This is a genomic window from Planococcus beijingensis (genome assembly GCF_016820615.1).
Lineage (GTDB): Bacteria > Bacillota > Bacilli > Bacillales_A > Planococcaceae > Planococcus > Planococcus notacanthi.
In genome coordinates this window covers 403324-428315 of record NZ_JADHDZ010000001.1, presented here as the reverse complement: position 1 = coordinate 428315, position 24992 = coordinate 403324, and the positions used below count along the sequence as shown (strand labels likewise).

At 45.9% G+C, this 24992-nt stretch carries 21 protein-coding genes; 5 read left to right on the top strand and 16 right to left on the bottom strand.

Annotated elements, in window-relative coordinates:
• Nucleotides 1–9: 9 nt before the first annotated feature.
• Entirely contained in the window at nucleotides 10–804 is a 795-nt protein-coding gene (locus tag IRE19_RS02010) for a glycoside hydrolase family 16 protein (RefSeq protein WP_203339145.1), read from the bottom strand.
• A 584-nt stretch (nucleotides 805–1388) separates the two neighbouring features.
• Between IRE19_RS02010 and IRE19_RS02005 the strand changes: the two genes are divergently transcribed.
• Nucleotides 1389–2141 carry an SDR family NAD(P)-dependent oxidoreductase gene (locus tag IRE19_RS02005; RefSeq protein WP_203339144.1) on the top strand — a complete coding sequence of 251 codons (753 nt, stop codon included), beginning with the start codon at nucleotides 1389–1391 and terminating at the stop codon, nucleotides 2139–2141.
• A gap of 81 nt (nucleotides 2142–2222) precedes the next feature.
• Here the strand turns inward: IRE19_RS02005 and IRE19_RS02000 are convergent, their stop codons facing one another.
• The 7 genes from IRE19_RS02000 to IRE19_RS01970 form a co-directional block, all read right to left on the bottom strand.
• Nucleotides 2223–2774 (bottom strand): hypothetical protein, encoded by a 552-nt coding sequence (locus IRE19_RS02000; RefSeq protein WP_203339143.1) that lies wholly within the window; start codon nucleotides 2772–2774, stop codon nucleotides 2223–2225.
• Between the two features lie 54 nt (nucleotides 2775–2828).
• The gene (locus IRE19_RS01995) at nucleotides 2829–3035 is read right to left on the bottom strand and encodes an anion permease (protein ID WP_203339142.1); all 207 of its coding nucleotides are present in this window, start codon (nucleotides 3033–3035) and stop codon (nucleotides 2829–2831) included.
• A 42-nt stretch (nucleotides 3036–3077) separates the two neighbouring features.
• Nucleotides 3078–4493 carry a plasmid pRiA4b ORF-3 family protein gene (locus tag IRE19_RS01990; RefSeq protein WP_203339141.1) on the bottom strand — a complete coding sequence of 472 codons (1416 nt, stop codon included), beginning with the start codon at nucleotides 4491–4493 and terminating at the stop codon, nucleotides 3078–3080.
• 193 nt (nucleotides 4494–4686) lie between these two features.
• Nucleotides 4687–4983 (bottom strand): putative quinol monooxygenase, encoded by a 297-nt coding sequence (locus IRE19_RS01985; RefSeq protein ID WP_203339140.1) that lies wholly within the window; start codon nucleotides 4981–4983, stop codon nucleotides 4687–4689.
• Between the two features lie 30 nt (nucleotides 4984–5013).
• Complete coding sequence (locus IRE19_RS01980) at nucleotides 5014–5442, bottom strand: MarR family winged helix-turn-helix transcriptional regulator (protein WP_203339139.1); 429 nt, start codon at nucleotides 5440–5442, stop codon at nucleotides 5014–5016.
• Nucleotides 5443–5557: 115 nt separating this feature from the next.
• Nucleotides 5558–6196, bottom strand: a complete 639-nt coding sequence (locus IRE19_RS01975; protein WP_203339138.1) for a nitroreductase family protein — start codon at nucleotides 6194–6196, stop codon at nucleotides 5558–5560.
• Nucleotides 6197–6608: 412 nt separating this feature from the next.
• Nucleotides 6609–7670, bottom strand: coding sequence for an S-layer homology domain-containing protein (locus tag IRE19_RS01970; RefSeq protein ID WP_203339137.1), 1062 nt, complete (start codon nucleotides 7668–7670; stop codon nucleotides 6609–6611).
• Nucleotides 7671–7918: 248 nt separating this feature from the next.
• Here IRE19_RS01970 and IRE19_RS01965 point away from each other — a divergent pair, with 248 nt between their 5' ends.
• Complete coding sequence (locus tag IRE19_RS01965) at nucleotides 7919–9292, top strand: LA2681 family HEPN domain-containing protein (RefSeq protein WP_203339136.1); 1374 nt, start codon at nucleotides 7919–7921, stop codon at nucleotides 9290–9292.
• Between the two features lie 199 nt (nucleotides 9293–9491).
• On the opposite strand, the gene IRE19_RS01960 is transcribed toward IRE19_RS01965, so the two are convergent.
• From IRE19_RS01960 to galU, 3 genes are all read right to left on the bottom strand, one after another.
• On the bottom strand, nucleotides 9492–9767 hold the full coding sequence (locus IRE19_RS01960) for an excalibur calcium-binding domain-containing protein (protein WP_203339135.1): 276 nt from the start codon (nucleotides 9765–9767) through the stop codon (nucleotides 9492–9494).
• Between the two features lie 815 nt (nucleotides 9768–10582).
• A complete protein-coding gene (locus tag IRE19_RS01955; protein ID WP_349291243.1) occupies nucleotides 10583–13264 on the bottom strand; it encodes a CDP-glycerol glycerophosphotransferase family protein in 2682 nt (893 codons plus the stop codon).
• 55 nt (nucleotides 13265–13319) lie between these two features.
• Nucleotides 13320–14201 carry a UTP--glucose-1-phosphate uridylyltransferase GalU gene (galU, locus tag IRE19_RS01950; RefSeq protein WP_203339133.1) on the bottom strand — a complete coding sequence of 294 codons (882 nt, stop codon included), beginning with the start codon at nucleotides 14199–14201 and terminating at the stop codon, nucleotides 13320–13322.
• 93 nt (nucleotides 14202–14294) lie between these two features.
• Here galU and IRE19_RS01945 point away from each other — a divergent pair, with 93 nt between their 5' ends.
• Nucleotides 14295–14546: a hypothetical protein gene (locus tag IRE19_RS01945; protein ID WP_203339132.1), complete on the top strand. Its 252-nt coding sequence runs from the start codon at nucleotides 14295–14297 to the stop codon at nucleotides 14544–14546.
• A gap of 817 nt (nucleotides 14547–15363) precedes the next feature.
• A complete protein-coding gene (locus IRE19_RS01940; protein ID WP_203339131.1) occupies nucleotides 15364–16467 on the top strand; it encodes a ketopantoate reductase family protein in 1104 nt (367 codons plus the stop codon).
• Between the two features lie 76 nt (nucleotides 16468–16543).
• Here IRE19_RS01940 and IRE19_RS01935 read toward each other — a convergent pair whose 3' ends face one another.
• On the bottom strand, nucleotides 16544–17110 hold the full coding sequence (locus tag IRE19_RS01935; protein ID WP_191713648.1) for an NADPH-dependent FMN reductase: 567 nt from the start codon (nucleotides 17108–17110) through the stop codon (nucleotides 16544–16546).
• A complete protein-coding gene (locus tag IRE19_RS01930; protein WP_191713647.1) occupies nucleotides 17107–18180 on the bottom strand; it encodes an LLM class flavin-dependent oxidoreductase in 1074 nt (357 codons plus the stop codon). Before IRE19_RS01930 ends, IRE19_RS01935 begins: the two co-directional genes overlap by 4 nt.
• A 160-nt stretch (nucleotides 18181–18340) precedes the next feature.
• Between IRE19_RS01930 and IRE19_RS01925 the strand changes: the two genes are divergently transcribed.
• A complete protein-coding gene (locus IRE19_RS01925) occupies nucleotides 18341–18691 on the top strand; it encodes a winged helix-turn-helix transcriptional regulator (protein ID WP_203339130.1) in 351 nt (116 codons plus the stop codon).
• A gap of 163 nt (nucleotides 18692–18854) precedes the next feature.
• Here the strand turns inward: IRE19_RS01925 and IRE19_RS01920 are convergent, their stop codons facing one another.
• From IRE19_RS01920 to IRE19_RS01910, 3 genes are all read right to left on the bottom strand, one after another.
• A complete protein-coding gene (locus IRE19_RS01920) occupies nucleotides 18855–21146 on the bottom strand; it encodes an Ig-like domain-containing protein (RefSeq protein ID WP_203339129.1) in 2292 nt (763 codons plus the stop codon).
• Between the two features lie 280 nt (nucleotides 21147–21426).
• Nucleotides 21427–22845, bottom strand: coding sequence for an amino acid carrier protein (locus tag IRE19_RS01915; protein ID WP_203339128.1), 1419 nt, complete (start codon nucleotides 22843–22845; stop codon nucleotides 21427–21429).
• A 253-nt stretch (nucleotides 22846–23098) separates the two neighbouring features.
• A complete protein-coding gene (locus IRE19_RS01910) occupies nucleotides 23099–24385 on the bottom strand; it encodes an RNA-binding domain-containing protein (protein WP_203339127.1) in 1287 nt (428 codons plus the stop codon).
• Nucleotides 24386–24992 lie beyond the last annotated feature (607 nt).

Below are 24992 nucleotides of genomic sequence, written 5' to 3'. Positions count from 1 at the left end.
CAGACTGTCTTATTTTTTGTAATACCTGATCCAATCCACCAAAAGTTCCTTCGGAAATTCAACTGTGTCATCCGGTTCCCCCACCCAATCTCCTCCAACAGCTGTATTGATGAATAAATACATCTCTTCATCCGGAACGTAAGCCGCAGTGGTGTAGACGGGATTGCCGTCAATCAAAAAAGTCAGGCTGTCCTCCTCCCATTCAATGCCATAAGTATGGAAATCCGCGGTCAAATCCTGCAGATCCGCGTAGCTATGGGTTTTGCTGTAAAGGCCGCCCACTTCGTAGTGAATCGTTGACCAAGCCTGGCCCGGCTCCTGACCCAGAATTTCGACAATGTCGATTTCCGGATAGGTGTTTCCGCTGTTTGTCCAAAGCCAAATCGCCGGAAGCAAGCCTTTGCCCGAAGGCATTTTAGCCCTCACTTCAAGCTTGCCTTGCTGAAAAACCGCTTTGCCTTTCGTCGTCACCGCCCCTGAGGTGTAAGCCATCCCTTCAGACCGCTCTCTTTTCGTCGTAATTTTTAATGCCCCGTTGCTGACTTCAACATTTTCGGGTTTGTAATGCTGTTTGCGGTTGCCGAAACCAAAAGCATCGTCCAGCACATTCCACGTCTCCATTTCAATTTCATTGCTTTCAAACTCTTCTTGCCAAACCAATTGCCACGAATCTGCTTGCTCAACTTCCATAACTGCCTCCTTTTGAACTTCAGTAAATTCACTCAGCTGCCGCTCCAGAAACGTTTCTTCCGGCGTACAGTACAGCATGGCCGTCGTACAAATCACCCCATATATCTTGTTCATTTCAACCCACCTTATTTTTTACTGAAGCTTTTGATACAATCGCCCCTTTTAAAGTCCTCACTCCCGTAAGTCAAATAAGTTATTAAATATCAAATTAATAATAAATAAAACTGAATATTCATTACTTATTATTTACTGATAATTCAATAAACTATAACATTTAAAAAAGACTAGGCAAATAGATATATGCAACCAAATAAGTAATTTGTTAAACAATTAAAGAATAGTTCTTTATAATTACTCTTTAGTTACATTTGCACACACAAAAAATGCTGTTCTTTCGCATAAAGCGAAGGAACAGCATTTTTAGGATTTCTAATTAGGTGGCTTGAATAGTGGGGAAATTGTATGGGTGCCTGGCACACACACAATTACATAAACACACGAACTTAATACGCATCCTTTACTTTAAAACAACCAACTTCGGCTAGAAGCTGGTTGTTTTTCTTTCTATAATAATTTAATAATGAGGGTGTCGGCTCCACCCAATAACCCCTATTCATTGATATCAGTTATATTACTAGTAGAATAAGAAATGTACCTTAGTAATTATTCATCAATTCTGAAATTAACAGGAGGAATGTATGGTGGGAAGATTACAGGATAAAGTAGCAGTGATTACAGGCGGAGCCGGAGGTATCGGCAAAGTCACAGCGAAGCGGTTTTTGGATGAAGGGGCGTCAGTCGTCTTAGTCGATCTCTTCGAAGAAGCGCTTGCTGAAGCGAAAAAAGAACTGGGCGACAAAGTGCTGACGGTTCAAGCGGATGTCTCGAAAGAAGAAGATGTCCAGAAGTACGTCGACAAGACCGTAGAGCAATTCGGCAAAATTGATATTTTCTTCAATAATGCCGGTATCGAAGGCAAAGTAGCACCGATTACTGAACAAAAAGTGGAGGATTTCGATAAAGTCATTGCCGTCAACGTACGCGGCGTCTTCTTAGGTCTTCAGAAAGTATTGCCGGTCATGATCAAGCAAGCATCCGGCAGCATCATCAACACCTCTTCGGTTGCGGGACTTGGCGGATCGCCAAACGTTTCGCCTTATATTACATCGAAGCACGCAGTTGTCGGTTTGACGAAAGCGGCAGCAGTTGAAAGCGCGCCTCACGGCATCCGCGTCAATTCTATTCATCCGTCACCAGTCAACACACGCATGATGCGTTCCCTGGAAACCGGTTTGGAAGTGGATGAAGCCACGATGGCCAAGAGCATTCCGCTCGGACGCTACGGCGAGTCGGACGACATCGCGAGCCTGGTAGTGTTCTTGGCATCCGATGAAAGTACGTTCATTACAGGGTCGCAGTACCGGATCGATGGCGGTATGGCGGCGCTTTAAACTTAATTTTTTTATATAAACAAGCAAACAAGCAGCCCGCTTCGGCAAGAAGCGGGCTGCTTTTATCTTTATTATAGAAGTTTAGTATAAATCCTCTTCAATGGCTTCAGCCGGAAAATAAACGCCATACTCATTCATCTCTGCTTCAGAAGTATCCACACTGATGGTACCGGTGCCTACGAACTCCATGGCCAGGCGAGTCCAACCGTTATAATACAGCAGTTCATCAGAGATTACTGTGTATCTAGCTATAGCGAGATCTTCTGGTGGAAACAATTCATCAGGTGCCATATCGATTTCAACATGAATATTTCCATCAGTCACGTCAAAGGCGATCAGTTTATCGTTGATGCCGGTGTTATCCAAAACAATCGCTTCAATCTGTTCAAACGTAATCGGTTCTAGATCAGAAGCCATACTTGCGGTTTCATCCTCAATCACTTCATCCGTAATTTCCGTGTCTCCGATTTCTTCAATTTCTGCTGTTTCCACTGTCTCAGTAGTAATAGTTTTTTTCATACCACCGCTTTCCTCTATTACTTCTGTTGTTGCAGTAGATTCGATTAGTTCTTGTTCGGTTCCGCAAGCTGTCAAAAGCAGCAGTGAAACTAATAAAATGGCTAGTTTTTTCATTCTTCATTCTCCTTGATTTTAGTTAAGTAGTTTGGGTGCCTGGCACGCAAACTATTACACCGGAAACAACAAAGGAATCACAATCATCATCACCACGAACATAATCAGCTGCAACGGAATCCCCGTTTTTGCGAAGTCGCTGAACTTATAGCCCCCTGCGGTCATGACGAGTGTGTTAGTTGGCGATGCGATTGGGGTTGCAAATGCTATACCCGATGACACCGCGATGGCGATGGGGAACGTCACCGGGTTAACGTACATTGATATGTCTGTAATTGAGTGGGTGCCAGGCACGCACTCAATTCAAGCTCCGCAACATTTCTTGTACTTCTTGCCGCTGCCGCACGGACACGGATCATTGCGGCCCACTTTTACACTGTCCTCCGTTATTTCATAGGGCATAGCTGGCAGCGGCATCAAATTATCTCGGTGAGTTACCTCGACTGGCCGGTTGCCTCGATTGGCCCAATGGCGGGAATGATTAGCAAAATTCGAATACAGTCCGACCAGCTCATTCAAGTCTTGGTCACTGCCAAAGCCGCTGAAATTAATCAATTCTTGCATTGCTTGGGTTGCACCAGTCTCAATCTGCATCATCAAAGACACTTTCTTTAAGGCCTCTTGCAGGCTGACTGGCTTGAGCGGATGAAAATGCGGCTCGAGCTTCCGATATAACGCCTGGTAAGCAGCAGTTGGTTCGATGTATAGATCGTCCGCATACTTCAGCAATTCCTCTTTATCCGGAATGTACCAGTCTTTTCCGGACCCGTTGCTTTCAATAAAGGCTTTTGTCCCGGACTCCATTACCTGTTGATGAATAAAATCCAAGCTATCTTGTCTCACTTGTGATTGCCCCATCGGCTTTTGCCACTCTGCTTCTCTCATGACTCTAAACGCTTGGCCACTTTTTATGTACATTTTGGGGTTCTGCCGGTTGAAGATTTCCAGAACTTTATCGAACGGCACCACACCATACAGATGGGTACAGGCCTTGATATATTTCCAGAACTGCTCTGCATCAAAATCGGCGGGCAATCGGCCCCATTCGGTATCTTTTTCAATTGGACGGTATTTGTCCGTCAATACTTCATAGTTCACGTGGTCAATCTTCTCCCATTCCGTTTTCTTGATTTTTTGGTTGGTGAGAGACTCATTGATGCGGCTCCGATTGTATGGTTCAAAATATTGCTCTTTGCTCCACCACAACATCTCCTCAAAATCGGGATGCGACTCATCCGCGAGCACTGAAAGCAAGTACTTGAATCCGATCGCCCCTCCTACATCTTCAGGCGGCGCATCTCCCGCTCCGTCTAATACTGTCGGATAACCGAAATAATAATCCTCTACCACTTCTTCCAGACGGATCTCAAATTGCCAATTGTCTCCGAAATCGTACGTATAGGAAAGTTGGCCATATTTCTCCAAATAATCATCAATTTTAATCGATTGTGGTTTCCGGACGGTTGGTCCGCCTGTACCTTTCTTCTGTTTTTTGAACTCTTCATAAACTTGCGGCTCATTGGTGACCAGCAAATTCTCTTCCGGCAAACGGAATTCATGTAAATGCAACGGCCAATCCAAATACTCGCTTTGAAAATTTGTTATGCCCTGGATCGCCGCATGCAGCCGTTGAAACGTCGCCCCCGCCGGTATAATGACACGCCGCCATACAGCCGGCTCCAAACCGATCATTTCCACTTTCAAAATATACGCCTTCATCCACTCACCATCCGTTTTTCTTTTTAGCTTATCATACTAAAAACGGCGATGGACAGTGCAAAAGCGACCTGCTTGCTTCACTATTGAGTTGTTTGTAAATTGTTTGCGTGCCAGGCACGCAAACAACTCCCAAACAACTCATACATAAAAAACCGCCCTGCAAAATGCAGAGCGGCATTAAAAATTCATAAACTTAGATTTCGACAGATTCGCCGTTAAACACTTTCAAGTCCATTGGCGCCGCCATGAACGTGGCCGCTTTTTCAGTGAAAGCCGTAAAATGTTCGCTTTTGCCGTGGACAGTCGTGGCTTCGAAGTCTTTCCATACTTCCACCATTGTGTAATGGCCATCCTGCTCGATGGATTTCATCAACTCGTAGCTGATGTTGCCTTCTTCCGCTCGCGTTGCTGGCAGAAGTTCTTTGATTGCTTCCAGAAATTCCTGCTCTTGATCCAATTTCACTTGCATGTTGGCGTGAATGATGATCATTGTGTCTCACCTATCCTCTACTTTTTTGTATCAGTAATCGACGATATTGTGTTGCATGCGGTCCAGCATATCAGACAAGACGTCTACTTCCTCCGGTGTGAAATCATGGAGCATTTGCTTCACAAATCCCATGTTTTCTTTACGGTATTCGACAATCTGTTTGCGGCCTTCTTCCGTCAAACTGACGAAAATCACCCGATTATCTGCAGGATTTCTTCGTCTTGCCACCATTCCGCCGGCTTCCAGCTGTTTCAAGTGGCGTGTAATGGCCGCGCCGTCGATATTGACGGCTTTCTGCAAGGTCGACTGGTTGATTTCATCTGTTTGATAAAGCTGGGACAGCAACTCATAACGCGATGCACTGATGCCTGTACACCGTTCAAATTTTGGGCTGACTTGGTTGGTGAGCCCTTTGAACTGCTGCAGGACTTGTTCCTGTTTTGAAAATGAACACGTCATAACGGGACCTCCTAACTGATCGTTGAGGCCAGTTGATAGCGCGGTTCACTATTCATTGACCTGTCAATCATTAGTATACACCACTGGCCAATACGCACCGGAAATAAACGCTGGCTCAGCTCCAGGTTGTAATCGTCTCTACCGGCAGGCGATAAGATGGATAGCCTTCATTTACCCCTTTGCCGATGGAAATGAGCATAACCGGGACATAGCGCTCTTTGTCCATGCCGAATACTTCAGCAATCTGTTCTTTGTCGTATCCGCCGATTGGATTTGTATCGTATCCGTATGAACGGGCAACCAGCATCAGCTGCATCGCCACAAGACCGGAGTCCAGCATAACGGTGTCTTTCATCTGTTCCTTGCTGATCCCCTCAAACAGAGGTGTGAAATAGTTCAATTGCATTTCCTTCACTTCTGCAGGCATATAGCCCAGTTCCACTGCCTTGCCGAAAATCTCTTTGGCATAGTCAAAATTATTGAGATCTCCAAAAATGGCGATGACCGCTGAAGAAGTCTTGACCTGATTGCTGTTGAATGAAGCCAAAGGCAGCAACTTTTCTTTTCCTTCTTCACTGTCAATAACGAGAAAGCGCCATGGCTGCAAGTTGATCGAAGACGGCGCTCTGGACGCCTGAGCGATGATTTCGCTCATTTCTTCACGGCTAATTTTCACCGTCGGGTCATATAGTTTGATCGAACGGCGGCCGTTGACGATCTGATCGAAATCATTTGTTACTTTTAATTTTTGCATACTGTCGAAACTCCTTTTTCATCTACTGATTGTCAAACCCATATAATTGATGGGTCAATGATTGATGCCTCATACAATATAATACGCCTTTACAAAATATGCAATTCATATGAACTGATTGCTCAGATCTATATAAAAACCGCCCTACATACTGCAGAGCGGGCGATAATTGAGTGAATTGTGTGCGTGCCAGGCACCTAAACCTGAGGGCGAATAGTTAACTAGCTGCTAATTTCAAAACTCAAACGTGCGTATTTCTTTTTTTACGTGCATAAGTTTTTTTGAGTAAACGCATTTTATATTGAGCATGCGTATTTTGTTCTGAACGTGCGTATTTTCTGCTGAGCGTGCGTAACGCCGCAAATTGAATTGTGTGCGTGCCAGGCACGCACACAATTCCGCAAAATCCCCCCTACTCCACACCCACCAACTCACTTTCCACACGCCCTTGCGCGTTGATCGACTTGATCGTTGAAAACCCTTCCGCCATGTAATAGCGCAGGCCGTCCTGCGTCGTCACTTCGGTTGCGTTGGTGAATATCTTGTATGGCGTCTCGACGGTTTTGTTGACACCGGTGATGGTATGGATGATCACTTCATCGCCTAACCCCACATTGAAGGTTTTGCCGACTCGGACCGGATAGACGAGTGCGACATCGTACTCGGAATACGGATAGCCGAATGCGAAGAGCTGATGGCTTTCAAATTCCATATATTCATAAGTGTTGCCAGCCACTTCGGCTGTCCACATGAATCCGTACGTCATCCCATTGCGGTCCGGCACATCGACAAAGCGATGAACCGCTGTTGTTCCGTCGGACATGTGATACGTGTAAGTTTTGGTTTTGTCTTTCTGGTAGGAGCGGGCGATCGTCGCATCGTTCTTGAATTCAGGCTCCAAGGCGCGCGCAAGAAATGCAGAAAACTGGCCGCGCGTCACAGCCTGTTTCGGCCGGAACGTATTATCGGGATAACCGATCGTGATGTTGGCCGCCAGGATTTTGCTGATGGCTCCCGTGTAATAGGCGTTTTGTGGCACATCCGTAAACGACTGGTTGAACGTAAATGCCAAACCAAAGACCCGCTCCAAAATCAGCGCCATATCCCCGCGAATGATCGGCGCATTCGGACGGAACGTCCCGTCTCCATAACCCAGGATATAGCCCGCTTCTGCTGATTCTGCGACATAGCCGCTGGCGTAATGGCCAGCCGGCACGTCACGGAATGGCGTTGCGCGCTTCGTGCCATCGAGCCCTTGCAGTCTACCAATCATGACCGTCGCTTCAGCACGGGTCACTTGCTGATCCGGCCGCACCGTACCATCCGGATATCCCGTAATCACTCCTTTCTCGATTAAATAAGTCATTTCCTCATAAAACTGGTGATTCTGCGGCAAATCCGGTGCAGCAGCGGCAACAGGCAAGGCTAAAAACAGCGACAGCACAACAACCAGCACACCCATCAACTTTTTCACGCTCGTCACTCCTCCGTTTAATGGCTTGCTTCTTGACCTTAGTTTAACAGCAAAATCTTACGAATACCTCTATAAATTACTAAAAATTCAGATATTAATTAAAGCATCGGCTTCTCTTTCATAAAGCAGTTTTCAAGACCGCTAAGCGCACAATAACTGAAAACCATAAAATTCCGACAACAAAGGGTGACCCCTGCCCCACACTTCGTTACAATAATAGAAGAAGCACCTATTCAAGGAGGGTTCCCATGTCAACATTACAGGACATTGCCCAATCAGACGATTACGGGCAATTTGATTTAAAAGAAGTCTATCAAGCTGCACAGCTGTTGCTCCAGGAATTCCAGAAAACCCGCACACAGCCGGCAAAGCTCAACGACATCATCAGCCATTTGAAAAAACGCCTGGAAGGCCAAACTTCCTATCCACTGGCGATTCTATTGGAAACCAGCCAACTCGGGATCCAGCACCAGCTTCAAAAAGACTGGAACAGTCCGATGAAGCAGCGCCAGTTGTTTCTCTTTGAAAGCTTGCACGCCCAGTTCCGTGCCAAAGTGCCGACCACCATCTGGAATCAAATCTGCCTGAACTACGCAGAAGCGTTGATTTATGTAGGCCGTTCACTTGATGGGCTGGACATCTTGGAAGATATGATCGAAGCCGAGAAAGATCCGTCCTACGAGCGCAAAGACGCTGAACGCGGCTGGGGGCTATTGTTCTATTCGACGTTCCTGCGCGACAAAGACCAGAAAGCCGAAGCGCTTCACCTGTCACGCGACTTGCTCGACAAAGGCGCTGAGAAAATCAGCAACACCAACGGCCGCGCCTTATATGCAGACCGCCTGAAGCTCGCCGTCAAGATGCTTGAGGAACTCGGGCCGATCGACATGACCGGCAGCTACAAGCCGAACTTTTTCGAAGGCCACGAACGCGAGTACCGCGACTGGTGTGCCAAGCACCGTTTGCTTCTGAATGATGGCAACGAAATCGATCCAAAAGGCACCATGAAAATCGATACGCTGAATTACCGCCACAAAGAAGCCAATGACCAGGAACGCGGTGTTTTCCTGGAAACCTTCATGGACGCCATGGTTTCGGAATTCACGGCGTTGCGCTGGAACTTGTACGAAGCGCAGGAAAAGAAACCGAGCGCTGAACGCAATGAGCAACTGAAAGCCGTTTACCGCCAATCGTTCTCGCTGTTCACAAAAACCGCTCAATTTGTCGCGTATTATTACAAGCTCGATATGAAAGACCCGCGCGCCGGCATGCAGCGCATCTGGTTCGAGGAAGAAAACATGAAAAACCCGCTAAAGCCGTTTATCCGCGACACCAAAAACGGTGCGCTGAAAGCCTTATTCTGGCTGTCGAAGGACATCTTCGGCTACGAGCTGTCCCAGGTCCAGAACGTCGCCACCATCCGGACGCTGCAGCTGCGCGATCAAATGGAACGCAGCTTTGTCCAAGTCATCACCAAGCAGGAAGAAATCGCCCAAGACGGCGAACTCCGCAAGCACCAGATGACACAGATCGAACTCGAACGCATGGCCATGAGCAATTTGTTCAAAGCACGCAATGCCTTGAGCTACTTAGGGTTTACAATCGGTTTGGAGAAGAAATGAATAAAAAAAGCATCCCCAAAAATTTTTGGGATGCTTTTTTGTCGAGTGTTCTGCCTCCAAGCAGTGAATATAAACTGTCCAATCCATTTCTTTCTCTTTAAACGAAAAAATGCCATCTTCGAAATCTGCTGATTTCATCGAAGATGGCATTTTTTTCTATAATCGGTGCTCCCCGCTCATAGAAGAGCCTGGCACTTTTTTATCGCTCGCAAGCAATCAAATCTTTATCTCGATCGCTCTTCTTATTCGCTTCGTACAAAGCTTTGGATACAAACGGCTTGTATTTCGTTGCGCCGCCTTTGTTCTTCACTTTGGAAGAACTGGCAATGCCGCCTTTGTATTTTTTATTGATTTCTTTACAGTTGGCATACGTCTTTGCCTTCACGCCTGCAGCATCTGTCGGCATCGGTGCTGCGCTGATTGTGAAACTCATTACTAGCATTAAAGACATAATAGCAAAACCAATCTTTTTCATAATAAATCCCCCTTTTCCAATTATCGCCTTCGAGTTTTCCCTTTGATAACTTTTACAGCATTAAAGCAACAACATCCAAATATTGTTAGCTAATTCAGTTTAACAGCAAACTCGCAGAGTGACTATAGTCTCGAAAAATATATTTTATATTCCATTAAAACGTATGTATCACTTAATGATTTTTGTATTCTGGCTCTACTATCATTGCTCCCTGTGTGTGCTCCCTTTACCTGATTCTCCGCCTTCTCTACCTCACATTTCGGTCTCCTTACACGCACTTTCGCACGCCTTACCTCACATTCCCCCCCTTCTCCCTGAACGCTGCTCCTTTACCTCAACCTCCGCCCTCTCTACCTCACATTTCGGTCTCCTTACCCGCACTTTCGCACGCCTTACCTCACATTCCCCCCCTTCTCCCTGAACGCTGCTCCTTTACCTCAACCTCCGCCCTCTCTACCTCACATTTCGGTCTCCTTACATGCACTTTCGCTCGCCTTACCTCACATTCTCCTCCCTCTACATCAACGCTGCTCCTTTACCTCACTATCCGCCCTCTCTACCTCACATTTCAGTCTCCTTACACGCACTTTCGCTCGCCTTACCTCACATTCTCCTCCCTCTACATGAACGCTGCTTCTCTACCTCACATTTCAGTCTCCTTACACGCACTTTCGCTCGCCTTACCTCACATTCTCCTCCCTCTACATGAACGCTGCTTCTCTACCTCACATTTCAGTCTGTATTTCAGCATATTCCCATCCACATAAAAAAGAAGCCCGGCAACAGACACGCCGGACTTCTTTCCAAACTAGATATTAATAAGCAACCGCCAATTCTTTGCCCATCGACTGATAGAACATCTCCATGGCTTCTTCATTATAGGTCTTGTAATCAAAGACTTTGAAAGCAGGTTGTTCCGTCAGCAGTTTCTCCATGCCAAGGAACAGGCCGTTGATGGAGTTTTCGACAATTTCTCCGTAGCCGTCTTCCAGAATGCTGCGGTTCCCTGGAATATCGGTGGCCAGAATCGGCTTGTTCAAAATCAGGCATTCCAAAAGAACCATTGGCTGCCCTTCGTGATTGGAAGGCAACACAAAACTATCACATGCCTGAATCAGCGGGAATGGGTTCTCCAGTTGGCCGACAAGGTGGATATGGTCTTCCAAGCCGCAGTCAGCGATTTGTTGGATCAGCTCGTCTTTCAACTGGCCGGTTCCGATAATGAATAATTCCACGTCATCTCTCTTTTGGTGAAGAAGCGCAAAAGCGCTGATCAATTTCTGGTGGTCTTTTTCAGGAGACATTCTCCCCATCGTCACAAAACTGAATCGCTCCGCATCGGGCTGGCGCATGGCATGGACCGGTTCAACATCGCGATTCGCTAAATCCGGAAGAGCCGAATCATCCGCGCCCACTTCATGGATGGCATCCAAAACATACTCGTAATTGATCGAGTTGTGGACATAGATCATTTTCTCTTCACTGTTCGCGACCAGATGAGACAGTCTTTGCTGATTGGTGTTTCGGGTATGCTTGGCGACTGAAACAATGGAATCAAAATAATTGTACAGCGGGAAGATGACATTCAGGTTTTGCTGGTGTTTGTATTTCCCGGCAATGACCTTGACGTATTCCTCCATCATTTCGTTGTGCTGGAAAATCAGCTTCTTATCAAAATCGTTGGCCGCAAAAAGCAAGGTCCAAAACTTCACATAGCCGCTGAAATCGATGATGACGTCAATTTTGCTGTGGCCGAACATCCGTTTATATTCCCGTCTGTAAATCGCTAAGATTTTTTCATCCAGGAAATTCTCAGGTCCGTTATGATAGAAGGTTTCAGCACCATGCTTGAACAGCAATTCTTGTTCCAGCAACTCATCCAAGTTGTAGTTGATGTTGCCGGCACGGTAATACTTTTTGACATTCTTGTTCAATTTCACATGATTCCGGGCACTTTCTTCATCAAAATTGCTCTTATCCGCGATTATGACATTGTACTTCGCGTAATCGATATTGTTCATGAGGTTGATGACGGAACTTGTCACTCCGTTGTTCATGAATCCACCGCTGTAGATCAAAATATTCGTTTTGTCATCCAACACCGAATAAGTATGTTGCTCGTCCTGGTTAAAGACCGCATCGATCAAGCGCTGCGTGCTCGCTCCATCTTCAAGAGAAACAAAGTTTTTCCGGGCTTCCTGGATTTCCATGAAATGATCTTCCTGATACGTATGGGCACGGTTGATTTCCTCGGTCACTTGGCCGATATCGGTGCAAATCGCCCCCGGCATGTCATCGAGGTTCAAATAGAATCCGCGGTCCACTTCGTATTCCAAGCGGTCGTATGCATAAAAGATGATCGGCTTTTGCGTCACCATGAAATCAAAGAAAATGCTCGAATAATCCGTCAGCAACACATCGGTGATGCTGAGCAGTTCATTCGTATCAATGGCATCAGACACGACATTCAACTTTAAATTCTTTTCTTTGATGTGCTTTTTCATCAAGCTGTGCACTTTCAATAATACCGTATAGCGGTCCCCGACTGTTTTCTCCAGCTGCTGGGCATCGGCGACAAAGCGGTCAATTTCTGCACTGACTTTGCCGACTTCCCCTCGCCACGTCGGTGCATAAAGAAGTACACCTTTTGCGCTGTCGCAGCCCAATAAAGCCTTCAAGTGGTCGTGGTTTTCAGTGACTGCATCAATCCGGGGATAGCCCGTCTCGGCAATTTTCCCGCTGTAGATTCCTCTGAGGTCATGGGAATCCACAATTTTATCGGCAGTGAACCGGTTCGGCGCCACGATGAAATCCGATTGCAGGAAGTTCTTCATCAAATTCTTGTGCTGCCCCAAGGTGCCGTTCATGTCTTTGCCGAGCGTCTTCAGCGGCGTGCCGTGCCACGTGTTCACGTAAACCTGTTCGTCTTTTTTAATGAAGTACGGCGGGAACGACGTGTTGTTGATCAAGTATTTTGCCGACACCAAATACCTCAAGTACTCATCACTGTGGACAGTGACCAGTTCCACATTCGGCAAATACGCAATCCATTCCGGGCAATCTTCCCGGTTGTTCAATGCCCACACATGGCGATATTCCGAGAACTCCGGATTCTTCACCAAGTTCTTGAAAATCGCGTACGGGTTGCAGCTGATGTTCTTGCCGTGGAAACTTTCATACAAAATAACTGAATCGTCCACGGGCAGCTTTTCGTAGTAGCCCGTGTAATCGACGGTCCGCTTGAATGCTTTATTGGTGCTGTGTTTTTTGATGATGTTTTGGATGACCAGCCGTTTCTCTTCCGACTGCAGATCGGCTTCCGAAAAAATTGACGTATAATCAAGCCCCACTTCATCCATCTTCTTTTTGATTGCTGCTTTCGACTTTGGTTTCCCAGGGGATTTCACCTTTGGTTTGGAAACAGTGATTTTGTACCCGGAAACCTTTTCGATTAATTTCTTCACTTTTTTCAACGGCAATGCTACGTCAGTTTTCACGTTATCTTTCTCCTTGTCGATTAAAATAGATCTCTTCATTTGTATAAAAGCCTTGTCAGTCGTTCTTTATGTATGCTTCATCCAACTTTTGCTGAAACAGTTCCAACAGTTTTTCCCGCAGTTCCGGCCGCTTCAAAGCAAACTCGATATTCGTTTCAATAAACCCAAGCTTTTCTCCGACATCATAGCGTTTTCCATCAAACTCGTAAGCAAAAACAGACTGGATTTCGTTCAATTTCTGAATCGCATCCGTCAATTGGATTTCTCCGCCCGTCCCTTGTTGGTGCTCGCCTAAAAAACGGAAGATTTCAGGCGTCAGTACGTACCGGCCCATAATCGCGTAATTGGATGATGCCGTGCCGATTTCCGGCTTTTCGACAAATTGCTTAACCTCAATGAGTTTGCCATTGACCGCCACCGGATCAATGATGCCATAACGGTCCGTGTGCTGGTCATCGACTCGTTGCACCCCGATGACGCTTTTCTGGGTCTGGTCGAACTGCTCGATCAATTGAGCCAAACAAGGCGGATCGTTTTCGACGATATCATCTCCAAGCAACACAGCAAACGGCTCATCTCCGATGAAATTCCGCGCCGACCAAATGGCGTGCCCAAGTCCGAGCGGCTGTTTTTGGCGGATGTAATGGATTTCCACTTTCGATGTCTTTGTAACGGAATCGAGCATATCCAATTTCCCAGCCTTTAAAAGCGTGTCTTCCAATTCAACCGCATGGTCAAAATGGTCTTCGATGGCCCGCTTCCCTTTGCCCGTGACGATGATGATGTCTTCTATTCCTGAAGCAATGGCTTCTTCCACAATGTATTGGATGGTCGGTTTATCGACAATCGGCAGCATTTCCTTCGGCATCGCCTTGGTTGCCGGCAGGAACCGCGTCCCAAGTCCCGCAGCGGGTATAATCGCTTTTTTAACTTGCAAGCTGATTCCTCTTTTCTGTCTTCATAAAAGTTAGTTTAACGCCCCATTCTCATTGAAAAACATGCGAACGGTTGAACCCAAAGCGGGAATTTCATGAATCAGCAACAAGCCGCCCGTCGATTGGAAAGCACCAGAAAGCCGGTCCAGCTTTGCTCATTTGCACAGCTTTTCATCCAGCAGCCAGGCACATTCCCGCTCTACCAGATAAAGAGATCAATGAACAAACCGAACGACTTTCTAAAAATACTTTCCTGCCGTTTTCCACATGAAAAACAAGCAAAGACAAGGAGGCTAATTTTTGTTAATAATGAACAATTACTCATTTTGAAGTACTTTTTATACTAACATTCTCTATTTTATATGTAAAATACTTGTATTTATCAGAATAATAATGTTCATTAAAGGATATTTATCGTTACCTAAAGGACTATACCACATTCTACCTTTCGTTTCATTAAAATTAATAAAAATCGATTCACACCAAGGGGCTTCTTGAATTTATACATGTTAGATTAATAAACCGGAAACAAAAAGACGTTTCCAGAATCATAAAACTTCTGGAAACGCCTTTTATCCATTTATCTTATTGCCCTGCAGATCCTCTATAAATACTGGCCCAACAGCCAGAAAATCAACAAACCAATCGTAATAATGCCAAGCAATAAAGCCGGAAGCGCTAATCTCTTCATCCCTCCATTTCCCCTTCTGCTTCTTTCTCCTGAACGATCAAGAAGAAAAGCCTTTCATTGTCCTGCATCCTCATGCGGAATCTTTTTAACTTTTAAATTGAAGTGTAAATTCCTTAGTTTTAAAGTACTACACACATCATAAATTAATTTAACTGAATATTCAATTATAAAATGTTTGATGTCATAATCATATCAAACCAAAAGCCAGTCAACCCTTACGTCCATTCTGAGATTTCATGAAATACTCCAACCTTGAAAAGTGATATAATAAATCAATTAAATAGCACGTGTACATAACATTTGGAGCACATCAAAGCCCACAACTAACCAATTTTACATATCTCTTCATACGTTGAGCTTGGAGCGAATAACACATTCCCTAACGAAAAGGAGGTCCTTCCTTCAAACGAGCAGTTCTAAAAGCCACCGCTCGAGCCATGGCCGCTTTCCAATATGTTAAAGGAGGGATCCCCATGAAGAAGAACATCCTGATCTACGGTGTCGGGCCCTTCGGCAGCTTGTTCGCTGAACGCCTGGCACAGGCAGGGCATCCGGTTGCCCTGCTTGACCACGAGGAGCGGCAGCAAGAATTGAAAACGTACGGAATTGTCACCGAAAACACGGAAACCGGTGAACAGACGGTCACACGTCTGCCAGTCGTGGATAATTTGACCGAAGAAGACCATTATGATTTGGTTATCGTGCCGATGCGCAAAAATCGCGTGTCCGAGATTCTCCCTGCCTTGGCTGCCAATAAAACCATCCCCACGTTTCTGTTCATGATGAACAATGCAGCGGGGCAGCAGGAATTCATTGACGCACTCGGCAAAGAACGGGTCATGGCCGGTTTTCCGCATCCTGGCGGCTTCAATAAAGGGCATGTCATGCACATGATGCCCGTTGAAGAAAAGAAACCGATGGCCTTGCCAATCGGCGAAGTGGACGGCAGCGTGACAGCCAGAACACGTGAAGTGGCAGAAGTGCTGAGCTCGATGCGCGGCTTCCGTGCGGAGATTCGGACAGACATGGACGATTGGCTGAAGACGCATGTCGCTCTGTTGATTCCGACGCTGGCCCCAGCCGTTTACGCGTGCAATACAGACCAAGAAGATTTCGCCGCTACACGGGATGCCCATGTGCTGTTGAAACGCGCACTGCATGAAGCACTCCAGGCCACTCAAAATGCCGGAGTCACCATCACGCCTCCTGGGATCCGGGCAATCGAGCGGATTCCAGAGCCGGTTTTTGTCTTGATGGCCAGCAAAATCGCCAAGAGTCCAACCTTTGAAAACGTCATGGGCCATTTGATGAATGCAGCGGATGAAGTCGAGCATTTAACCGACGAGTTTTATGCCATGGTCCGGCCGGGCAATACCGCGATGCCGACCGTGGATCAATTGACCGCCTACACGTATGGCAACAAACAGCCGCTTTCTTTCGGCTCAAAAGAAATCCCTCTCCGTTGGGGAGGCATCTACGGTCCAGCCATCGGCATTGCAGCCGCTTCGTTTCTGCTGAAACTGGCGAGAAAACAACGAGGTAACCATAGCCACGAATTCCATCACGGCCATTTCTGAACGCTACAAGCTCATGTACTGAAGAGATCAAAAAAAGACGCCGAATTCCCGGCGTCTTCTCTCCCTATCCCTTTTATTAAAAATCATACTCCGCTTCTTTTTCCTCACGGATCTTCGTGAACGTTTCCGTCAACACCACAGTATCTTCCGCCAAACGCTCCAAGCGCATCAGCACGTCGTGGTTGATGATTTGTTTCTGGTGAAAATCCACTTCTTCAATGAAAACAAAAGTTTGCACCATCTGCGCTTTCATGTACGCAAGAATCGGCTTCAACTGGGTGTCCGCCACCAAATAATGCTTGGCGGATCCTGCTGTTACCAGCATGCTGACGACTTTGTCGCGGAACGCATTGACCGGAAGCAAGTCAAAAATATTTTTCAACGCTGCCGGAATCGAAGCCTGGAAAATCGGCGTGCCGATGATGATGGCGTCCGCTTCCATCAGGGTCTTTGTCACATAGCCGGTGTCGCCACTGTAATCCAAATAGTTCCGGCCATCGCTGAATTCCATTTTGTAGTCTGCGAGGTCAATCAATTCCGTTTCCACTTCCGGATATTTTTCCGCCATCACTTTAAGGGTGGCGTCCATGGCGATTCTTGTTTTCGAGCCAATTTGGGAACCGGATAAGCCAACAATCTTCATGCCTGCCCCTCCTTGTTTTTAGCGGTGTATTTCTTGATGGCCGGCAGGATTTCCGTACCGATCAGTTCCAGGTTCTTCTTGATGTTGTCCATCGGCATGCCGCCAAAATCGATTTGGGCGATATAGCGCTGATGGCCGAACATTTCATGCTGATGAAGGATTTTTTCGATAATCTGCTGGGGGCTGCCGATATTCATGATGTTGTGCGGATCGACGCCTTGTGCGAAAAGCTGTTTCGGGAACCCACCGCCGTTGGTGCGTTTCATGCCTTCATTGATGTGCGGGTACAGCTCTTTCAGCGCCTGCTGGGAAGATTCCGCCGCATAGAAAAATCCGGCTGTCGCGATCGGCAATTGTGCAGGGTCATGCCCGCCTGCCCGCGCTGCTTCACGGTAGCTGTCCACCGTCCGTTTGAATTGGGAAGTCGAACCGCCGAGATGCGCCATGAACATCGGCACACCTGCATAGCCCGCTTTCATCGCACTGGCCGGCGTTCCGCCCACTGCACGCCAAATCGGCAACGAACCGTTGACCGGACGCGGAAGCACTTGTGCATCACGCAGCGGTGCACGGAACTCCCCGCTCCAATTGACGGTTTCGTTTTCATTGATCAAGCGAAGCAATTCGAACTTCTCTTCAAACAATTCTTCGTAGTTGTGAAGATTGTAGCCAAGCAGCTCAAAAAGCCCGACGCGGGAAGCGCGCCCTGCCACAAGTTCCGCACGGCCGTTGGAAATCAAATCAAGCGTCGCAAAGTTCTCGTAGACCCGGACCGGATCGGACGTGCTGATGATCGTTGAAGAGCTGGCGATTTTGATTTTCTTCGTCGCCTGTGCGATAGCCGAAAGCACCACCGCATGCGCTTGTGTCGCGAAAAATTCCTGATGGCTTTCGCCCACACTAAAGAAGTCAACGCCTGCCTGTTCAGCAAGCACCGCATAGTCGATAATGTCATGAATGCGCTGTTGCGCAGAAATCCGTTCGCCGGTCGCCGGATTCGGGAGATGGTCTCCCAGTGTATAGATGCCAAACTCGATGCCGTCATCTGGATTGATGCGATATTTTTCCATGTATAGTTCCACCTTTCGAATAAGTTCATGGTAACATGCAGTGGGCAATGCCCAACTTTTGTAGCCTCACTGCTTCCAGTATAAACGCCAATCCCCATCTTTATAAGTACGCACTCTAAAGTGGTATAGTATACAAAAAGATACTTAGGAGGAAATAGATGTGGACAGAATCCCCGAAAATTGCCCGGTCGATGATGCGTTAGGCGTCCTCGTCGGCAAATGGAAGCACATGATTCTCTTATACCTGCTTCAAGAAGGCACCAAACGTTTCAACGAACTGAAGCGGATGATGCCCGGCATCACTCAAAAAATGCTGACCAAGCAATTGCGCGAACTCGAAGACGAAGGCATCATCGAACGCAAAGTCTACGCGCAAGTCCCGCCAAAAGTCGAGTATTCCATAACGGAATACGGCCGGAGCCTGGAGCCCGTCCTGCAAGCGATGCATGAATGGGGCGCTAAGCATACGATGCAGAGGGGTTTGCAGCAGGGGGAGAATAAGAGTTCTTAATAACAGGTGCCTGGCACACACACAATTCAAGTGCCCTAACTCAATCAAGAATTCTCTTATACTATAGTAAAATCCGCATTCTTAAACCTTTAAGGTTCTCAAGAATGCGGATTTTTTAACAAAATAACGAAAGTGCCTGGCACGCAAACAATTTCATTTAACTTTAATTTACCTTCACCGTTTTACTCCCACTCTCATTTCCAGATTTATCCTGTAACTGAACCTTCAAAGAAACGCCTTTTTTCTGCTTGCTGATTTTCACATTAAAATTCCCTTTGCTGTCCACTGTTCCCTGGGCAATCTTCTTGCTGCCGTTATAGATCAATACGGTCGCAGCCTTTTCCCCTTTTCCAGAAACCGCTGTTGATTTACTGGTCACTTTGTTCACAGTCGGAATAGCAGGGGCGGTTTTATCCGCTACTTTCACTGTTTTGCTGCCGCTTTTGTTTTTGGCGGGATCCACCGCGTAGACAGCGATGGACGTTCCGGCTTTTTGCTTCGCGATTTTGATGGAATAAGCGCCGTTTTTCGCTGTCGCTTCTCCCAGTTTCTTGCTTCCTGCGTACGTATAGACTTTCGCACCGGATTCGGTTTTTCCGCTCACTGCAGTGGAGTTGTGGCCAACGGCATTGACTATCGGCACTGATGGCGCAGTTTTATCGATCACTTTAATGGTCTTGACCCCACTCTTATTCCCAGCTGCATCTACCGCATGGACAGAGATGCTCGTGCCTGCTTTTTGTTTGGCGATCTTAACCGAATAACTACCGTCTTTCGCCGTCGCTTCGCCCAGCTTCTTACTTCCTGCATACACATAAACTTTCGCACTGGATTCAGCTTTACCACTCACAACAACCGAGTTGTCACCGATCACATCGACGGTTGGCACAGTCGGCGCGATTTTATCGATTACTATGATGGTCGTTTTGGTACTTTTTTTGCCGGCCTTATCCACCGCGTAGATATCAATCGCGGTACCGCCCGCCTGCTTCGGAATCTTGATGCTAACTGCGCCCCACAATGCCTTTGTTTCTCCGATTAATTTTCCGCCGGCATAAGCGTAGACCATCGCTCCTTTTTCAGCTTTTCCGTTTAATACGCTGTCCAGGTTGCTGATTGCATTGATTGTTGGAGCACTTGGCGCGGTTGTATCTTTCTTTGGCTCACTTTCTTTAAAGATGTACATTGTACTGCCGCTGATCCCATAGATACTCGAGCCGTCTGACTTCAAATGTTCAATAGGCTCTGTTGGAAGAGTATCCAGTAAATTGCCGTTTGAATCATAGACGTCCAGTTCACCGGAATAGTCCAATCTTTTTGCCACGAATAACTTATTGGAATCTGTTGTCGCAATATCATACACACGCTCACCCAAGATCTTTTCAAACTTTATAGTTCCTGCATCATCCACGCCTTGAATGGACGAGAACATGTACTCGTTATGCACACCGGAATATTGCTTCAAGTAATAAAGTCCGTCTTGCGAAGCGATAAACTTTTGAACAAAATTATAGCGGTTTCCTTGGATGTTGTTTTTTTGCTTGAGCTGTTCGATTTCGGGAGAACCCATATCGATTTTCATTTTCAACTTTCCATCAGCATAATGAAAATCATGGATTTCTTCTGTATCTTGGCTTATCAGAAGTCCGAAATCCTTTACTTGGACTCTTGTTTCTTCAGTATCGCCCAAGTCTTTTTTATAAAGAACGGTGCCTGTTTTTGCATTGATGGCAACCACAACATCTTTTACCGCCTGAGGATCCGTTTTGGCTATGCTTTCAACCCCCTGGGCATAAATGACAGATTCATCAGGTACAAATGTGTGCTGATTGTTCATGCGGGATTCCAATGGAACATCCCACATCTTTTCGCGTGTAGCCAGATTGATTGAATGGACACCTTTAGCGTCTTGGAAGACGAGTGTGTTCTTATTGAGGACCGCTGCGGTAAATCCTTCAGCTTTTCCGTCCATAATAAACTTCCCGTTTGTATCATAAACAAAGTAATTCTTCGTCTTCGATTGTTTGTTGGTCAGAACAACGTAGTTGTCATTCATATAAATGCGCGAAACGGTTCCGAAAGTGACAAGCTTCGGGTAGTTGCCAGTGGCTACAACTTTCCCGGTAGCGGTGGAATAGATATAAAGCACATTGCGATCCACTGTCGCAAACTTGTCTTTTGCGATGGCATTCGGTCCGCTCTGAATGGTTTTCCAATTCAATTCTCCTGTTTCGCTATAGGAAGAAATAACGGCAGCCTGATCGGCGTAATTACGATAGGTCGTGATAAAGTGTTCGTCAAAAACATCAAGAGTAGAAACCCGGTTATCCATTTTAATTTTTTGAACGTCGATAAATGTTTCGTCCGTCGCTTCAGCACTCGTGTGACTAGTCAGTCCGAGAGAAACAGGCAATAGTAAAGCAACAATCACACCTACCCGCAATAGTTCTTTCATGATAAATCCCCTTTTATCTTTCAATTTAGCCCTCAACCACACTTCGAAGTTTTATGCTGATTTATTACCTTTCCACACATAAACTTTCCATATTATTGAATACTCTTTCATAAGAATAGACGATTCTCCCTAAAAAATACATATTTATTTTTGGTAAATTGTTTTACGTGCCAGGCACGCACACAATTTAATCATTCCCTCTCTTCAAAGTGCCATCCAGCAAAAAAAGCCTTGAACTTCCCTTCCCGGGAATTCAAGGCTTTTAACACGGAGCTTCTGTTTAAGAATCGTAACCCGCTTTCGCTGCTTTTTTCGCTTTGTTTCGTTTCTTCTCTTTTTGATCTTTTATGTAATACTTGTCCGACGTGAAAAATTCGGTAGTCAATGCTTTTACTTTTTTGCTTAACAGCAAAATGGCGATGACGTTCGGAATGAGGATAGCCGCCAGCATAATATCGAGGAAGCCCCAGATCACTTCTGCTGCACCGACCGCGCCGAGAACAACCGCAAGGATATAAACCACTTGCATGCCATAAGACGCTTTCGTGCCAAACAGGAACTCAGCCTGCTTGGCGCCGTAGAAAACAACAACCAAAATCGTGGAGAGGACAAAGAAAATCAAGGAAATGGTCACGAGAACTGCACCAAATTGGCCGAAATAAGATTCAAATGCCAGGCTCGTCAAAGCAGAGGAATTTTCCATTGCCCCATCTTCCGTCCAAACACCCGAAGACAAAATGACAAAAGCGGTTGCCGTGCAGACAATCAGCGTATCGACAACCACTCCAATGACTGCCCAGAATCCCTGTCGAACAGGATGGTCTGTCATGGCAGCTGCATGGGCAATCGGGGCTGTACCGAGTCCGGCTTCGTTTGAATAAAGGCCGCGGGCAAATCCCCACCGGATCACTTCCACAATCGCTGCCCCGGCGAAACCACCCATAACAGGAGCAGGCGAAAAGGCATTGCTGAAAATCAGCATAAAGAATTCGGGCACGGCACTGACATTCATCAACAAAATCACGACAGCGCCACCGACGTAAATCAATGCCATAAATGGAACGAAAATTTCTGTGACCTTACCGATTCGCTTGATGCCACCGAAAACAACAACGGATACAAGTAAAGCGGTAGCAATCCCCGTCCACAACAACGGAATGTTGAACGTCGCTTCTACTGTAGTCGCGATGGAATTCCCTTGTACCATGATGCTCGGGATCAACTCAATCATCAAGGCAAATGAAAACCAAATGCCCAGCCACTTCATGTTCAAGCCTTTCGTCATGTAGTACATGGGACCGCCGACAAACTCTCCCCTGCTATTTTTCTCGCGGTACTCAACCGCGAGTACGCTTTCAGCGAATTTGAGCGCCATGCCGATCAGCGCAATGACCCACATCCAAAAAACCGCTCCCGGCCCACCGAACATAATCGCTGCTGGCACACCGACAATGTTCGCTGCTCCGATGGTCGAAGACAAAGCAGACGTCAGCGCCTGAAACGGAGTGACGGTCCCTTCCCCTTTCGGTTTTTTAAATACGCTGCCGAACGTCTGTCCGACAATATAGCCAAAATAACGGAATTGAAAAAATCCAAGTTTAACTGTCATATAAAGACCTGATATCAATAGCATGGTGATGAGCGGAATCCCCCATAACCAAGCCGAAAAATCAGCAACCCCCTGCAAAAAACGATCCACCTGTGTTCCTCCTATGTTATCTCAAGATATCAATTATTTCCCTAGATTGAATAGTTTCAAACGGAATTTAAGGAAATTTTTTAGTAAAACAGGAGAAATTTTCACATAGGACTGCTTCCAGGCTCGCATATCGGGTAAATCATTTAGAATAGCAAGATAATTAATTCGTGAAAAGTAACGGTTTCTGTCTCACTCTGTTTATTAACTGGAAATTGGGCGGGTGCCAGGCACCCGCTCAATTATGCAAATGGATTTAGATCCTCTTCCTGTATTTGGTAGCTCGTCCTTTACCAATGCGCTCGATAATCCGCTCTTCCATCAAAGATTCCAACAAACTTCTGACGTATGATTTACTTTTCTCTAAATGATCTTCAAGTTCCTTGCTGGTGAAGGTGTCTTTTTCTTCAATCCATTGCACGATCTCGGGAGAATCCTGGCTGACGGTTTCCACTAATTCATTTTTTGGCAACACAACCACAAAAGAGTTCGGACCAATATTCCAATAAGGCTGTTTCTCTGAACCATGATAACTTTCCTTGATCCGTTGTAAGCCAGTTCCATAGCTTTCAATCCATTTCATACGGTAAAAGCAGTTTGCCAGTCTCGGATTTCTGCTTTGTGAGATCCCCAATTCAATATCCACCAAAGTTAATCCTTGTACCAAACCGCCAATAGATACCATTTCAATCCGGTCATCAAAGATATGAATCAATATACTTCCGCTAAAACCATAATCCCGGTGTACCACTGCATTTACCAATGCTTCCCGTAAAGCGAAAACTGGATATTCTGTCGTATCTTTGCGATGTAACCCGTTAAAACTTGCGGATGTGGCGTTGTGCAATTGCATATATTCAAAAGCTTCATCCACTTGCTTCATAACAGAACCTCTAAATTCTTTGCGGTCCTGAAAATCCAACTTGGTAATCCCTTTATAGCGAGCAGCTTTAATGGAGTGTTCGCACTGATCCGCCAAGAGCTGTCCCAGGTTTGTATAATAATTATCAGAATTAATGATTCCAAGTGTTCTTTGCTGTATTGCGCTAAAGGCCAGTCCTTCAGCTTCAAACAATTGAGTCGTTTCATGAAAAGTTAAGGATTGATTGATGCATCGCATGTTCTCATATTGAGTACCATCTGACTCTATAATCATTTGACGAATCGCTTCATCTGATGCCGCACTGGCTGACGTGCCATGCCGGACAAAAACACTGGAAGGCTTCATCCCTTTACTTGCAAGATGATAAGGTCTTCTCGACCCGCGTGTAATTTCAATTTTCACTACTTGCTTGCCATCAATGGTCAGGATTTCAGCGGAGCTATGCACCAATATATCCGGCTTTATGCTATCCCTTAATATATTGCTGACGGTTTCCAAATCTTTTTGGGCGTTTGTCAAGCCAACCACTGTACCGTCATCTTCAATTCCGATTAGTATTTCTCCTCCATCTGTATTGGCAAAAGCTATAATTTCTTTTTTCAGTCCCTCCGTTATTTCACGCTTCAGTTCAAGTTTTTGACTTTCTTCAAACACATGCATCACCCCAGTCTTCTTCTATTGATTAATCGATTATAATCGATTATAATCGATTAATCAATTAAAGAGGTTTTCTTCTCCCAATACCTTTATGTATGATGTTAGTTCTGTTTAATAATTTCCAAAAATTGACGGTATTTTTTGACCAGGAATTGATGGATATAATGTTTCCAATGAACCTGGTGAAAGGAAAAGACTCCTCCCTTTGCGTCGGCCAATTCTGGTAATTTCGGTTGGAAAGGCTTTTTTTCCTGCTCATGCATGCTTCTGATGCATCTTGCCATTTTTCTATAGGCATGGGCCTTTCAATCTGCCGAATCCATAACTTCAATCGTTGGAAAAAATTTAATCAATGTGCGCAAGGCAGACTTGTGCTTTTGATGGACTTCAATCATTTGCGACCTTAATTCTCCTACCGTGACCATTGACAGCAGAAGTGTATCCTCGTTCGCTTCACACTTTTCCCAAAACTTAATGACCTTCGGGATCCCTTCAATGTAAAACCGGAAGTTCGTAAGGTGCCAGGCACCCGCGCAATTGTCCTTAAAGCCATTTTAGGGATGCTCCCTGCAGAACTCTGTACAAATTCGTTACAAAATTCTTTACTTGT

Bases quoted from the DNA above. Each gene is read 5' to 3' on its own strand.
- IRE19_RS02010 (WP_203339145.1), bottom strand. From the start codon at position 804: ATGAACAAGATATATGGGGTGATTTGTACGACGGCCATGCTGTACTGT.
- IRE19_RS02005 (WP_203339144.1), top strand. From the start codon at position 1,389: ATGGTGGGAAGATTACAGGATAAAGTAGCAGTGATTACAGGCGGAGCC.
- IRE19_RS02000 (WP_203339143.1), bottom strand. From the start codon at position 2,774: ATGAAAAAACTAGCCATTTTATTAGTTTCACTGCTGCTTTTGACAGCT.
- IRE19_RS01995 (WP_203339142.1), bottom strand. From the start codon at position 3,035: ATGTACGTTAACCCGGTGACGTTCCCCATCGCCATCGCGGTGTCATCG.
- IRE19_RS01990 (WP_203339141.1), bottom strand. From the start codon at position 4,493: ATGAAGGCGTATATTTTGAAAGTGGAAATGATCGGTTTGGAGCCGGCT.
- IRE19_RS01985 (WP_203339140.1), bottom strand. From the start codon at position 4,983: ATGATCATCATTCACGCCAACATGCAAGTGAAATTGGATCAAGAGCAG.
- IRE19_RS01980 (WP_203339139.1), bottom strand. From the start codon at position 5,442: ATGACGTGTTCATTTTCAAAACAGGAACAAGTCCTGCAGCAGTTCAAA.
- IRE19_RS01975 (WP_203339138.1), bottom strand. From the start codon at position 6,196: ATGCAAAAATTAAAAGTAACAAATGATTTCGATCAGATCGTCAACGGC.
- IRE19_RS01965 (WP_203339136.1), top strand. From the start codon at position 7,919: ATGTCAACATTACAGGACATTGCCCAATCAGACGATTACGGGCAATTT.
- IRE19_RS01960 (WP_203339135.1), bottom strand. From the start codon at position 9,767: ATGAAAAAGATTGGTTTTGCTATTATGTCTTTAATGCTAGTAATGAGT.
- IRE19_RS01945 (WP_203339132.1), top strand. From the start codon at position 14,295: ATGAATCAGCAACAAGCCGCCCGTCGATTGGAAAGCACCAGAAAGCCG.
- IRE19_RS01940 (WP_203339131.1), top strand. From the start codon at position 15,364: ATGAAGAAGAACATCCTGATCTACGGTGTCGGGCCCTTCGGCAGCTTG.
- IRE19_RS01935 (WP_191713648.1), bottom strand. From the start codon at position 17,110: ATGAAGATTGTTGGCTTATCCGGTTCCCAAATTGGCTCGAAAACAAGA.
- IRE19_RS01930 (WP_191713647.1), bottom strand. From the start codon at position 18,180: ATGGAAAAATATCGCATCAATCCAGATGACGGCATCGAGTTTGGCATC.
- IRE19_RS01920 (WP_203339129.1), bottom strand. From the start codon at position 21,146: ATGAAAGAACTATTGCGGGTAGGTGTGATTGTTGCTTTACTATTGCCT.
- IRE19_RS01910 (WP_203339127.1), bottom strand. From the start codon at position 24,385: ATGCATGTGTTTGAAGAAAGTCAAAAACTTGAACTGAAGCGTGAAATA.